This is a genomic window from Proteus genomosp. 6 (assembly GCF_040139785.1).
In the GTDB taxonomy this organism is placed as follows: domain Bacteria; phylum Pseudomonadota; class Gammaproteobacteria; order Enterobacterales; family Enterobacteriaceae; genus Proteus.
On sequence record NZ_JBEEVJ010000018.1, the window covers coordinates 1 to 13,789 of the forward strand.

Annotated in this window: 14 protein-coding genes and 1 riboswitch; of the genes, 8 read left to right on the forward strand and 6 right to left on the reverse strand. The window is 40.7% G+C overall.

Features of this window, described 5'->3' with window-relative positions:
- Positions 1 to 417 precede the first annotated feature (417 nt).
- Complete coding sequence (gene purH, locus ABN212_RS17435) at positions 418 to 2,007, forward strand: bifunctional phosphoribosylaminoimidazolecarboxamide formyltransferase/IMP cyclohydrolase (protein ID WP_151436270.1); 1,590 nt, start codon at positions 418 to 420, stop codon at positions 2,005 to 2,007.
- A 12-nt stretch (positions 2,008 to 2,019) separates the two neighbouring features.
- A complete protein-coding gene (gene purD / locus ABN212_RS17440; RefSeq protein ID WP_349443525.1) occupies positions 2,020 to 3,309 on the forward strand; it encodes a phosphoribosylamine--glycine ligase in 1,290 nt (429 codons plus the stop codon).
- Between the two features lie 24 nt (positions 3,310 to 3,333).
- On the opposite strand, the gene ABN212_RS17445 is transcribed toward purD, so the two are convergent.
- The 6 genes from ABN212_RS17445 to nudC form a co-directional block, all read right to left on the reverse strand.
- Complete coding sequence (locus ABN212_RS17445; RefSeq protein ID WP_232797662.1) at positions 3,334 to 3,996, reverse strand: DUF1481 domain-containing protein; 663 nt, start codon at positions 3,994 to 3,996, stop codon at positions 3,334 to 3,336.
- 44 nt (positions 3,997 to 4,040) lie between these two features.
- Positions 4,041 to 4,313 (reverse strand): HU family DNA-binding protein, encoded by a 273-nt coding sequence (locus ABN212_RS17450; protein WP_004246922.1) that lies wholly within the window; start codon positions 4,311 to 4,313, stop codon positions 4,041 to 4,043.
- Between the two features lie 190 nt (positions 4,314 to 4,503).
- Positions 4,504 to 5,094, reverse strand: a complete 591-nt coding sequence (locus tag ABN212_RS17455; protein ID WP_349443527.1) for a YjaG family protein — start codon at positions 5,092 to 5,094, stop codon at positions 4,504 to 4,506.
- A gap of 74 nt (positions 5,095 to 5,168) precedes the next feature.
- Positions 5,169 to 5,837, reverse strand: a complete 669-nt coding sequence (nfi, locus tag ABN212_RS17460) for a deoxyribonuclease V (RefSeq protein ID WP_198621057.1) — start codon at positions 5,835 to 5,837, stop codon at positions 5,169 to 5,171.
- Positions 5,830 to 6,903, reverse strand: a complete 1,074-nt coding sequence (gene hemE, locus ABN212_RS17465; protein ID WP_349443528.1) for a uroporphyrinogen decarboxylase — start codon at positions 6,901 to 6,903, stop codon at positions 5,830 to 5,832. The genes nfi and hemE overlap by 8 nt, the downstream gene beginning before the upstream one ends.
- An 88-nt stretch (positions 6,904 to 6,991) precedes the next feature.
- Positions 6,992 to 7,777: an NAD(+) diphosphatase gene (nudC, locus tag ABN212_RS17470; RefSeq protein ID WP_349443529.1), complete on the reverse strand. Its 786-nt coding sequence runs from the start codon at positions 7,775 to 7,777 to the stop codon at positions 6,992 to 6,994.
- A 250-nt stretch (positions 7,778 to 8,027) separates the two neighbouring features.
- Positions 8,028 to 8,150, forward strand: a riboswitch (TPP riboswitch).
- A gap of 141 nt (positions 8,151 to 8,291) precedes the next feature.
- Between nudC and thiC the strand changes: the two genes are divergently transcribed.
- The 6 genes from thiC to thiH are packed head-to-tail and all read left to right on the forward strand — an operon-like array spanning position 8,292 to position 13,714.
- Positions 8,292 to 10,244 (forward strand): phosphomethylpyrimidine synthase ThiC, encoded by a 1,953-nt coding sequence (gene thiC / locus ABN212_RS17475; protein ID WP_196534400.1) that lies wholly within the window; start codon positions 8,292 to 8,294, stop codon positions 10,242 to 10,244.
- Positions 10,228 to 10,875 carry a thiamine phosphate synthase gene (gene thiE / locus ABN212_RS17480; protein WP_198621055.1) on the forward strand — a complete coding sequence of 216 codons (648 nt, stop codon included), beginning with the start codon at positions 10,228 to 10,230 and terminating at the stop codon, positions 10,873 to 10,875. The genes thiC and thiE overlap by 17 nt, the downstream gene beginning before the upstream one ends.
- Positions 10,869 to 11,618, forward strand: coding sequence for a HesA/MoeB/ThiF family protein (locus ABN212_RS17485; RefSeq protein ID WP_198621054.1), 750 nt, complete (start codon positions 10,869 to 10,871; stop codon positions 11,616 to 11,618). Before thiE ends, ABN212_RS17485 begins: the two co-directional genes overlap by 7 nt.
- The gene (gene thiS / locus ABN212_RS17490; RefSeq protein ID WP_109374347.1) at positions 11,615 to 11,815 is read left to right on the forward strand and encodes a sulfur carrier protein ThiS; all 201 of its coding nucleotides are present in this window, start codon (positions 11,615 to 11,617) and stop codon (positions 11,813 to 11,815) included. The genes ABN212_RS17485 and thiS overlap by 4 nt, the downstream gene beginning before the upstream one ends.
- A gap of 1 nt (position 11,816) precedes the next feature.
- The gene (locus ABN212_RS17495) at positions 11,817 to 12,596 is read left to right on the forward strand and encodes a thiazole synthase (protein ID WP_198621053.1); all 780 of its coding nucleotides are present in this window, start codon (positions 11,817 to 11,819) and stop codon (positions 12,594 to 12,596) included.
- The gene (gene thiH / locus ABN212_RS17500) at positions 12,596 to 13,714 is read left to right on the forward strand and encodes a 2-iminoacetate synthase ThiH (protein WP_109374345.1); all 1,119 of its coding nucleotides are present in this window, start codon (positions 12,596 to 12,598) and stop codon (positions 13,712 to 13,714) included. The genes ABN212_RS17495 and thiH overlap by 1 nt, the downstream gene beginning before the upstream one ends.
- The last annotated feature ends 75 nt before the right edge of the window (positions 13,715 to 13,789 follow it).

Genomic DNA, 13,789 nt, shown 5'->3' on the forward strand with positions numbered 1-13,789 from the left:
GAGGTGCATTCTACATCTTCCTCATTCAGTGTCAAGCGTTTATTTTCAAGGCTTTTCACTTTTTTCTTCGTTCTCTCGGCTAACTCACTTAACGTGGTTTGCCGTGACAACGAGGACGCATTATAGGGAGTTTTCTGAGGCTGGCAATAGTTTTTTTTAGAAAAAAAATCGTTTGCTTAATTCCACAGCAAAACCCCCACTTATACGCACTTATCAACAATTTTATCCACAGACTGTCTTTTTACATAAAATTAGCATGTCAAACGCAAACGTTTGCGTTATTATAATGACCGATTAAGTAAGATTGATTTTGTGTCCATCTTCTGAAATGTTAGTTAAGCAAACACAATTTCACTGTATTAATGTGATTTAACTTCACCATTACTACCGTTATACCAACCCCAAGGGATAAAACTCATGCAACATCTTCGTCCTATCCGCCGTGCACTTTTAAGTGTGTCTGATAAAGCAGGTATTTTAGAATTTGCTAAAGCACTTGTTGAAAGAGAAGTAGAACTCTTATCGACAGGTGGAACCGCACGTCTATTAGCAGAAGCTGGCTTACCGGTTATTGAAGTCTCCGATTACACAGGTTTCCCAGAAATGATGGATGGCAGAGTGAAAACGCTGCACCCTAAAGTACATGGTGGAATTTTAGGTCGTCGTGGACAAGACGATGCGATTATGGAAGAACATGAAATTCGACCTATCGATATGGTCGTCGTAAATCTTTATCCTTTCGCTAAGACGGTAGCTCGCCCAGATTGCTCATTAGCAGATGCAGTGGAGAATATCGATATTGGTGGACCAACAATGGTTCGCTCCGCAGCAAAAAATCATAAAGACGTTACGATTGTAGTAAATAGTAATGACTATGAAAGAGTGATTGAAGAAATGGATAATCACGAAAATAGTCTTACTTTAGACACACGCTTTGATTTGGCGATTAAAGCCTTTGAACATACAGCTGCTTACGACGGAATGATTGCTAACTACTTTGGTCAGAAGGTTGCACCTTATTATGGTGATACTTCACAACCATCAGGTACTTTCCCCCGTACCTTAAATCTGAACTATATAAAGAAACAAGATATGCGTTATGGTGAAAATGCTCATCAGCAAGCAGCTTTCTATATAGAAGAGAATATAGAGGAAGCATCTATTGCCACTGCAAACCAATTACAAGGCAAAGCACTTTCTTATAACAACATCGCTGATACTGATGCCGCGTTAGAATGTGTGAAATCATTCTCCGAGCCTGCATGTGTTATTGTGAAACATGCAAACCCTTGTGGAGTTGCAATTGCGAACACTCTCACACAAGCATATGACAATGCATTTAAAACCGATCCAACTTCTGCATTTGGCGGTATTATCGCATTCAATCGCCCATTAGATGCAAAAACAGCAAGTGCAATCATCGAACGCCAGTTTGTTGAAGTGATCATTGCTCCTTCTATTAATGAAGATGCGCTACCGATTTTAGAAACAAAACCAAATGTTCGTGTATTAGCTTGTGGTCAATGGCAAGAAGCCAAACCAGCGTTAGATTTCAAACGTGTTAATGGTGGATTATTAGTTCAAGATCGTGACTTGGGTATGGTAAAAGAAGAAAACTTAAGAGTAGTTACTCAACGTCAACCAAGTGAACGTGAACTTAAAGATGCACTCTTCTGCTGGAAAGTCGCAAAATTTGTAAAATCAAATGCCATTGTTTACGCAAAAAACGATATGACTGTCGGTATTGGTGCAGGGCAAATGAGCCGTGTGTATTCTGCAAAAATCGCGGGGATTAAAGCCGCTGATGAAGGCTTAGAAGTTGCAGGTTGTGCAATGGCATCAGATGCATTCTTCCCATTTAGAGATGGTATTGATGCGGCAGCACTTGCCGGTGTGACTTGTGTTATTCAACCTGGTGGTTCAATTCGTGATGATGAAGTGATTGCAGCTGCAAATGAACATAACATCGCGATGATTTTCACCAATATGCGCCACTTCCGTCATTAATAAGGTATTGATATGAAGATTTTGATTATTGGTAATGGTGGTCGTGAGCATGCTTTAGCTTGGAAAGCCGTTCAATCACCGCTTACTACACAAGTCTTTGTTGCGCCGGGTAATGCTGGAACAGCGTTAGAGCAAGGCGTACAAAACGTTGCAATCAGTGCAACGGATATTCCTGCATTAATTGCCTTTGCTCTAGAGAATAATATTGATTTAACGATTGTTGGCCCTGAAGCCCCACTTGTTATTGGTGTTGTTGATGCCTTTAAAGCAGCGGGACTGACCATCTTTGGTCCAACAAAAGGAGCCGCTCAATTAGAGGGTTCTAAAGCCTTTACAAAAGATTTTTTAGCTCGACATAAAATTCCAACTGCGGATTATCAAAATTTTACAGAGATAGCGCCTGCACTTGAGTACCTCAATAAAGTGGGCGCGCCGATTGTTATCAAAGCAGATGGTTTAGCAGCAGGTAAAGGCGTTATTGTTGCAATGACACAAGCTGAGGCTGAAGCTGCCATTAAAGATATGCTGGCTGGCAATGTTTTTGGTGATGCAGGGCACCGCATTGTTATCGAAGAATTTCTTGATGGCGAAGAAGCTAGTTTTATTGTCATGGTTGACGGTGAACATGTTATTCCAATGGCAACAAGCCAAGATCATAAACGTGTTGGCGATGGAGATACTGGCCCGAATACAGGAGGAATGGGTGCATATTCACCTGCACCTGTTGTTACACCAGAAATCCACCAGCAAGTAATGAAAAAAATCATTTATCCAACAGTAAAGGGAATGGCATCTGAAGGTCATCGTTACCAAGGTTTCCTTTATGCTGGACTGATGATTGATAAACAAGGTGTTGCTAAAGTTATTGAGTTTAACTGTCGTTTTGGTGATCCAGAAACTCAACCTATTATGATGCGTATGCAATCTGACTTAGTTGAACTCTGTTTAGCCGGAGCAAAAGGTAATTTAAAAGATAAAGATTCCCATTGGGATCCTCGCCCAGCTTTAGGGATTGTGATTGCAGCAGGCGGTTACCCTGCGGATTATCGTCAAGGTGATGTTATCGAAGGCTTAACACCAACATCGTCAACAACGGCAAAGGTATTTCAAGCTGGAACAACACTCAATGACAAAGGCGAAGTTATCACTGCTGGCGGGCGAGTATTATGTGTGACTGCATTAGGTGATGATATCGAGCAAGCTCAAAAAAATGCTTATGCTTTAGCGAAAGGTATTCATTGGGATGGTAGTTTTTATCGCCATGATATCGGTTATCGAGCGATTGCACGCTTAAAAAAATAAATTAACAACAGCAAAAGGGAGTGATCACAAACTCTCTTTTGTTGGTTCCCATTTACAAAAATCGTGTTCTGCAACCATCAGTAATTGCTTACCTTCTGGTGAATCAAGCCAAGCAACATAAGAAGGCTTACTTGAATTACGTGTTCTTGTTTTTAACCAGCGTTGTTCTGGATCTTCAAATGAAACACTCACCTTCTCGCCAGCACATGTTGTCATTGTATTTTGATACCAGACACCCTGTACTAAATTTACTTTCCCAATAGTAAGCGCTTCGCTGATTTCACGCTCTTTACTTGCAGCAAACACCATTCTTAAACGTTCATCTTCTGTTAATGCTCGTTTTTGCTTCTGGCTTTCTTGTTGCATGAAAATAACTTCACCACGTTTATTTAAACGAAGGTGCCAAGATGAGGGCTCGGTAGGATTGATAACTTCAGAGCGGACTTGCCAAAGCTTATTTTGGCGATACTCATAGAATGTGATGACAGTTTCTGGCTTTTTATAAAAGCTATAAACACTCATGATCACTTGAGGTTCTGACGCTGTATTATTTAAACGCCATAATCGCACAATGCCTTCGTCCGCAATATAACCTGTTGCAGAAAATTCAGGTAGCTGCACAGTAGAGGAGCAGGCGCTGAGCAAAAAAGCAGATCCTATTGCTAACAGCCCCTGTCGTTTCAACAAAAGGGGAGTAAATCCCCCTCTATTGTTCATTCCGTTCAAAGGAATTATTTTACTGCGTCTTTCAGTGCTTTACCGGCAGTAAATGCAGGAACGTTAGCTGCTGCAATTTTAATTTCTTTACCAGTTTGAGGGTTACGACCAGTACGCTCTGCACGGTGATTCACCTTGAATGTACCGAAACCAACTAACTGTACAGAATCGCCTTCTTTCAGAGCACCTGTTACTGAATCGATAAACGCTTCAATAGCAGCTTTTGCTTGAGTTTTTGTCAGATCCGCTTTTTCAGCAACTGATTCGGTTAATTCAGCTTTGTTCATAAAATAGTCCTTAAAGTATGTTTTATCGTTTGAAAAACATCTGGTGAAAAAACTTAACTTATCTTTTTAAGAGGATAAATTAAGTAAAACACCTGAGCCACTTCTTTTCGTACCCAATGTAGAACATACACGGGGGTGATGTGAAGTCTTTAAACGTCGCTTTTCAAGCACTAAATCACGTTTTTCTGATTTAGTGCGTTAATTCTATACCGATATTGCTCATTCCAGCTTCACGAAGGTCTGCACGTAGACCTTTGATCAGTTCGACATCTCTTTCTTCACATTCTACAAGTAGACGGTAAATTTCCCATTGGATATCGAATTCTTCAATAACAGCAGGTAGAGATCTAAGCTCTTCTTCACTCATTTCTCTTTCTGCTTGTGTCATTTCAAGTGAAGCAACTGTCCCTACTGATAATTTACTCACTTCAATAGCGTGACTTAATGATTCACCGCTTAAACGAGAGTGAACAATTTCACTAAGTGCAACACAGGCATCAATCGCAGGATAGACACCATAAATCTCGAACTGAGATGCATCAGGAATAACTTCTTCTAATTTCTCTAATTGAGAATCAAAATTAACCTTTGCATCTTTCACCGTTAAAGTTTCCCAAACCAGATCGAGAATACGGCGATAAAGCATTGGATCGGTAAAACCTGTTTCACGACAAAATACCTGATAATTTGGGTACATTCTCTCACACAGGCATGCCATAAACGTCAGGTGTTGCCAAGCTTCTAGCTTTTCTAAACGTAAATGGATTGGGTTCTTCAACATTCGTGATTACTCATTTTCTTAACTTAGGCGCAGTTTACCTGAAAATTAAAAATATCCACATATTTCCCGGTCATTTAGAGCTTATTCTTATTCAACTGCTCAAATAATCGCCTATTTGAAGCAATACCATCAGCCCAACGCGTTGGTTCTGGCAATCGATATCCTTTCATACACCGCTCAACCCACTGCAAAGCACCTTCCATACTCACTTTATGACCCGGAGAAACATACAGGGGTTTACATTTTTTCTTACTGCGATAAATCCACCCTATTTGCTCATTCTTATCCATTAACGGCTCATGGCTTCCCACCTCTTCGTTAACTGCTTTATCAATGCCACATAAGCGACTTTTTGCCACGCCAATAGTCGGTGTATCCACTAATAAACCAAAATGACTTGCAACACCAAGCCTTCTAGGATGAGCAATACCTTGTCCATCGACAAAAATAAGAGAAGGCTTCTGTTTGATTAATTGCCAAGCAGCGAGTAACGCTGGACACTCTCTAAATGAAAGCAACCCGGGGATATAAGGAAGAGTCGTAGGAATTCGCGCGATTTGGTATTCAAGAATTTCGAAAGAAGGGTAATGCATTATCACGATGGCAGCGCGAGTGACCGCGCCACCGTCTTCAAAACCAACATCAGCACCAGCTATATAAGTTGGTGCTGTGAATTGGTCTGTTAGAATAATCTGTTGAGCTTTTTCTGTCTGCTCCTGACGTAATTGTTGGGTATTAATCATTATCCTGATGATAAGGCTTCGATAAACGGTGAACCGCATCAATAAATGCACCAGCATGTTCAGGTGGAACATCTTGATGAATACCGTGCCCAAGATTAAAGACATGACCGTTGCCTTTACCAAACCCAGCAAGAATAGTTTCGACTTCTTGTTCTATTCTGGCAGGTTGTGCATACAGCATAGAAGGATCCATATTACCTTGTAGCGCAACTTTATCCCCAACTCGACGGCGTGCATCTTCAATATCAATCGTCCAATCAAGTCCTAATGCATCGCAACCTGTCGCAGCCATAGCTTCTAGCCAGCGGCCACCACCTTTGGTAAATAAAGTGACTGGTACTTTTCTTCCATCATATTCACGGATAAGACCATCAACAATCTTATGCATATAGTGTAATGAGAAGAGTTGGTAATCACGCCCTGTTAGCACACCACCCCATGTATCAAAGATCATGATAGATTGTGCGCCCGCTTTAATTTGAGCATTCAGATACAGAATAACGCTATCTGCCAGTTTATCCAGTAATAGATGTAGAGCTTGAGGCTCTGAATACATCATTTTTTTAATTTTTGTGAAGGCCTTACTACTTCCACCCTCAACCATATAGGTTGCCAGTGTCCAAGGGCTTCCTGAAAAACCAATTAATGGCACACTACCTTGTAATGCATGACGAATGGCACGTACTGCATTCATCACATATCCCAGTTCATCTTCAGGATCAGGAATAGACAGTTTTTGAATATCAGCAAGGCTGTTGATAGGTGATTTAAAACGAGGGCCTTCACCTGTTTCAAAGTAAAGACCTAGCCCCATTGCATCTGGAATAGTTAAAATATCAGAAAATAAAATAGCGGCATCTAAAGGGAAGCGTCTTAAAGGCTGTAATGTCACTTCACATGCTAATTCTGTATTTTTGCACAATGAGATGAAATCTCCCGCCTGTGCCCGTGTTTCCTTGTATTCAGGAAGATATCTGCCTGCCTGACGCATCATCCAAACTGGGGTGACATCAACAGGTTGGCGCAACAGCGCACGTAAATAGCGGTCGTTTTTCAACTCACTCATGACTAACTCCATTAACAGTAATAGGGCCGCAAAATAGCATGCATTGTAACATGCTGGAAAAATAACTGTTGGCAGACAGCGCCTTTATTTAGCTCTTTTCTTTATCTTGTCTGATATTCGCTATCGTATCTTCTATCAAGCGTCGAGCAATAGTATCTGGTGGTGGGATCTGGGGTAATTGATCGTAACGATACCAACCCGCACTCATTAATTCAGAAGGATCATGTTGTAGTTCGCCACCATCATAATCGACCAAAAATCCCATCATTAAAGAGTGAGGAAACGGCCAAGGCTGAGATGATACATAGCGAATATTGCGAATACGAATATTGCTCTCTTCAAACACTTCACGAGCCACTGCTTCTTCTAATGTTTCACCAACCTCAACAAAACCAGCGAGTACAGTGTAAAGAGGTGAATGTTTATGCCTAACATGATGTGCTAATAAGATCTTATCTTCATGGCGAATACCCACAATAATGCAAGGGGCAATTTGCGGATAATAACGTTCATGGCAGTTATCGCATAAACACGCCCATTCACTCTCACTATGACGCATTTTAGAACCACAATAACCACAAAAACGGTGAGAACGATAAAACTCAGCCAGTTGCACACCACGACCGACTAATTTAAATAAGTTTTCATCTTGTGAGGCGATAAGTCTTGGTGAGCACATGTCGTTATCCATTTTTCCATGAATAAGCCAAACTGTTTCACCTTGCCATTCACCCACAATTTTGGCGTGCTGACCAATGAGATCCCAATCTTTAGCTAAGCCAAACGGAAGTTCACCTTTAGGTAACCACACTCGTCCACCAAGACTGACTGTCCACCAGCCCTTTTCTGAGCCTGTTAATGTATATAAATGCATAACGACCATTCTATCCAAAATAATGATATAGAATAGAGGATACTCTCTTTAGCAAGAACCTCTCAATGTATTATCTCTGTCTTCTATGATTCATTAACATCCACTCACTAAAAACATAAATTATATTAATGTTATTGAGTGTAACCATTATTCAAATTTCACAAATGAAAGGTTGGGAACAACAATATTAGGATTTAAATAAATAACCCATATCGGGCTTGTAGTTTTTAAAATCTTTCATATACTGGACTTCTTCTTGTCGGAGTGCCTAGTGTTTATAAGGCTATTATAAACACAGGCTGAGACCGTTAATTCGGGATCCGCGGAACCTGATCGGGTTAATACCCGCGAAGGGAACAAGAGTGATTCGACCTTTTGATAGCTTCATTGCGTATATTTTTCACACATCTATATACACCTATCTGTCGATACTCCCTGCGACCTCCAGACAAGCATTTTTCTCAATATTCACCCGACAGGCTAATAGCCTGCATGATATTTATTAGGAAATGCTATGTCCCAAAATCAAACTATATCCGTTAAAGATATTTCACCAACGATCAACAAACAGCGTCCACGAAAAGAGCAACGTGATGCTGCTCAAGAGTTTATCAGTACCATTCAAGGCGTAAGCTTCCCCAATTCAAAACGCATTTACCTCGAAGGCTCACGTACTGACATTCAAGTACCCATGCGTGAGATCCAGCTTGATAAAACGCTAGTAGGAGGATCAAAAGATTCCCCTGTTTTTGAAGATAATGAACCTGTACCAGTGTATGACACATCAGGCCCTTATGGTGATCCTGATTCTCAACTTGACGTTAACCTTGGCTTAAAAAAAATACGCCAACCTTGGATTGATGAGCGCAATGATACTGAAACGCTTTCACTTTTAAGTTCGGATTTCACCCAACAGCGCCTTTCTGATGCTGGATTAGAGCATCTGCGTTTTCCCTTAAAACCAAGCCCTAAAAAAGCGCTAAATGGCAAAAGTGTGACCCAATTGCATTATGCTCGCCAAGGCATTATTACGCCTGAAATGGAGTTTATTGCTATTCGTGAAAATATGGGGCGAGAGAGAATTCGTAGCGAAGTTTTACGCCAACAGCACGCAGGGTTTAGCTTTGGTGCTCATCTCCCTGACAATATTACCCCTGAGTTTGTACGCCAAGAAGTTGCAGCTGGCCGAGCAATCATTCCTGCCAATATCAATCACCCAGAATCAGAGCCAATGATTATTGGTCGTAATTTCTTAGTGAAAGTGAATGCCAATATCGGGAACTCTTCGGTCACCTCCTCAATTGAAGAAGAAGTTGAAAAGCTAATTTGGTCTACACGCTGGGGAGCGGATACCGTAATGGATCTCTCAACGGGCCGTTATATTCATGAAACGCGTGAGTGGATCATTCGTAATAGCCCTGTTCCTATTGGTACAGTTCCAATTTATCAAGCACTCGAGAAAGTTAACGGTATTGCTGAAGATCTCACTTGGGAAATGTTCCGAGATACCTTGCTTGAACAAGCAGAGCAAGGGGTTGATTATTTTACTATTCATGCAGGTGTATTGTTACGTTATGTGCCAATGACAGCAAAACGCCTAACGGGCATAGTGTCTCGTGGCGGTTCGATAATGGCAAAATGGTGTTTATCACATCATAAAGAGAATTTCCTCTACGAACATTTCCGTGAAATCTGTGAAATTTGTACCGCTTATGACGTTTCCCTCTCACTGGGAGATGGATTAAGACCGGGTTCGATTCAAGATGCCAATGATGAAGCACAATTTTCTGAATTACATACTCTAGGTGAACTGACAAAAATTGCATGGGAGTATGACGTTCAAGTCATGATAGAAGGCCCTGGCCACGTTCCAATGCAGATGATCCGCCGCAATATGACAGAGGAATTGGAACATTGTCATGAAGCACCATTTTATACATTAGGCCCTCTCACTACAGATATTGCGCCGGGTTACGATCACTTCACATCAGGTATTGGTGCAGCAATGATTGGCTGGTTTGGTTGCGCAATGCTCTGTTATGTTACGCCAAAAGAACACCTTGGTTTACCTAATAAAGAAGATGTGAAACAAGGTCTTATCACTTATAAAATCGCCGCTCATGCAGCCGATTTAGCAAAAGGACACCCCGGCGCTCAAATTCGTGATAATGCAATGTCGAAAGCGCGCTTTGAATTTAGATGGGAAGACCAATTTAACTTGGCTCTTGATCCTGAAACTGCACGTCAATATCACGATGAAACGCTACCTCAGGCTTCAGGAAAAGTCGCTCATTTCTGTTCGATGTGTGGTCCTAAATTCTGCTCAATGAAGATAACACAAGAAGTACGCGATTATGCGGCAGGTATGGAGCAAATGTCTCAAGCCTTTAAAGAGCATGGAAGTGAGTTATACCACAGTGCAGAAATCGCCAGTGTTGAGGTGACTGAAAATGAACAGATCCTCTAATACACCTTTTGCATTAACAGAAAAAAAGCTTGGGCTTTATCCTGTTGTTGATTCTGTTGAATGGATCGAACGCCTATTAAAAATAGGCGTTACCACCCTGCAATTACGCATAAAAGATAAACAGCCAGACGACGTTGAACAAGAGATCATCGAAGCGATAAAACTGGGCAAACAGTATCACGCAAGACTGTTTATCAACGATTACTGGCAACTCGCCATTAAACATCACGCTTATGGTGTTCATCTTGGCCAAGAAGATCTCGATATTGCTGATCTTAATGCCATTAAACAATCAGGATTACGCCTTGGTATTTCCACTCATGACGAAGTTGAATTACAAAGAGCGAAAACATTACGTCCATCTTACATCGCATTAGGGCATATATTTCCAACAACGACCAAAGATATGCCATCTAAACCTCAAGGATTGAAGGCACTCAAACATCAAGTAGAACAGACACCTGATTTTCCAACTGTTGCTATTGGTGGGATCTCACTAGAAAGAGTACCTGATGTTGTTGCAACTGGGGTGGGGAGCGTTGCCTTAGTCAGTGCAATAACAAAAGCACCAGATTGGCAACAAGTGACTCGTAAATTATTAGAATTAGTGGAAGGAAAACCATCATGCTAAATGATAATGATTTTATGCGTTATAGCCGACAAGTGATGTTAGAAGATATTGGCTTAGAAGGTCAAAACAAGCTTCAACAAGCAAAGGTATTGATTATTGGGCTTGGTGGATTAGGCTCTCCCGCATCACTTTATCTTGCTGGTGCAGGTATTGGTGAGCTTATTTTAGTGGATGATGATGAGTTACATGTTTCTAATCTACAGCGTCAAATTCTTTATCGCACTCAAGATATTCCCGATGCCAAATCAGAGATCGCAAAGCAGTCTCTACTTGCACTAAATCCAGATATAAAAATTACCTCTTATAAACAACGTATTAATGATGATTCATTATCTAAATTAGTTAAAGAGGTCGATTTAGTTTTAGATTGCACCGATAACATGCTCACTCGTCAAGCGATTAACCGTGCTTGTGTCGCACAGCAAACGCCGCTTATTAGTGGCAGTGCCGTGGGCTTTAGTGGTCAGCTTATGGTATTTGAACCTCCTTTTACTCACGGTTGCTATCACTGTCTTTATCCTGATGAAACTGAGCCACAAAGAAACTGCAAAACAGCAGGTATATTAGGGCCTGTTGTTGGGGTTATTGGCACACTTCAAGCCCTTGAAGCAATCAAATTACTCTCAGGCTTACCTTGTTCTCTAAGTGGGAAACTTCGCCTTTTTGATGGTAGAAAACAAAATTGGAGTACTTTGCATTTAACACCATCAAAAACATGTCCTGTTTGTCGAGGGGTAGCATGAACATTACCGTAAATGACGAACAATATTCTCTGGATATGCCTGTCACTATCTGTCAGCTCCTTATTCAGTTAGAACAGCCACACATCGGTGTGGCGCTTGCTGTCAATGAAACCATTGTTCCCCGTGAAAATTGGGAAACACATTTTATTAATGATGGCGATACTATTCTTCTCTTCCAAGCAATTGCAGGGGGCTGATATGTTAAAAATTGCTGATACAACATTCACATCTAGACTTTTTACAGGCACAGGAAAATTTGCAACACCAACGCTAATGACAGAAGCCATTAAGGCTTCGGGTAGCCAATTAGTAACCATGGCAATGAAGCGTGTGGATTTAAAGAATGGTAATGATGATTTAATCGCACCACTTAAATCATTAGGGGTAAAATTATTACCTAATACATCTGGTGCAAAAACAGCACAAGAAGCTGTTTTTGCGGCTCGTTTAGCCAAAGAAGCCTTTGGCACCCATTGGGTAAAATTAGAAATTCATCCTGACACTAAATATTTATTACCTGATCCTATTGAAACACTTAAAGCCGCTGAAATCCTCGTTAAAGAAGGTTTTGTTGTTTTACCTTATTGCAGTGCTGATCCTGTTTTATGTCGTCGTTTAGAAGAAGTTGGCTGTGCAGCTGTAATGCCATTAGGCTCTCCTATTGGCTCAAATCAAGGCTTACAGACTCGTGATTTCCTACGAATTATCATTGAACAAGCCTCAATTCCTGTTGTTGTTGATGCTGGTATTGGTGCACCAAGTCATGCCCTCGAAGCTTTAGAGTTAGGTGCTGATGCAGTATTAGTTAATACCGCAATTGCTGTTGCCAAAAATCCTATTCTAATGGCGCAAGCATTTAAAGCAGCGCTTGATGCTGGTGAACTTGCTCGACAATCAGGACTTACGACACCTGCTTCAGCTGTGAATATGCAAGCGCAAGCCTCTAGTCCATTAACCCAATACTTAGGGGCATTCTAATGGACACTTTTTCTGATTATTGGCAACAACTCGACTGGGATGACATTACATTAAAACTCAATAGTAAAACCAATGCGGATGTTGAAGCCGCATTAAATCGCCATTCCCTTACACTTGATGATTTTATGGCGCTAATTTCGCCTGCGGGTCGCCATTATTTAGAGCCTATGGCACAACGTGCTCAACAACTCACTCGACAACGTTTTGGTAATATTGTGGGATTATATGTTCCACTTTATCTTTCTAATCTATGTGCGAATGATTGTACTTATTGTGGTTTTTCAATGAGTAATGCCATTAAACGTAAAACATTAAATGAAAATGAAATCATCGCTGAATGCAGTAGCATCAGGCAGTTAGGTTTTGATAGCTTGTTATTAGTGACTGGAGAGCACCAAAGAAAAGTGGGTATGGATTATTTTCGCCAATATATCCCTCTTATTCGAGAAAATTTCAGTTCATTAATGATGGAAGTACAACCTCTTGCAACAGAAGAGTATGCAGAATTAAAAACACTAGGTATTGATGGCGTGATGGTTTATCAAGAAACCTATCATGAACCAACTTATCAGCTTCATCATCTAAAAGGTAAAAAACAAGATTTCCATTGGCGACTACAAACACCTGATAGATTAGGGCAAGCAGGAATTGATAAAATTGGTTTAGGTGCGTTGATTGGCCTTTCAAGTCAGTGGCGTAGCGATTGTTATATGGTGGCAGAACATCTCTTGTTCTTACAAAAACGCTATTGGAAAAGCCGTTACTCTATCTCTTTTCCTCGTTTACGTCCTTGCGCTGGTGGGCTTAGCCCTGCATCGGTAATGAGTGAAGCTGAATTAGTTCAATTGATCTGTGCTTTTCGCATTTTGGCACCAGACGTTGAGCTTTCACTTTCAACACGAGAATCTCCTTATTTTCGCGATAACACAGTGCCGTTAGCAATTAATAATATTAGCGCAGGATCTAAAACCCAACCCGGTGGATATTCTGATAGTCATGAAGAGCTAGAACAGTTTTCACCTAATGATAATCGCCATGTAAATGATGTTATTAACGTATTAAAAGAGCGAGGATTACAACCTGTATGGAAAGATTGGGATAATTACTTGGGTCGTTAATTAAAATTTGAATAATATAAAACCGCTTTTAATTAATTTAATTAAAAATAATAAAGGCGGTTTTTATTAAATAAC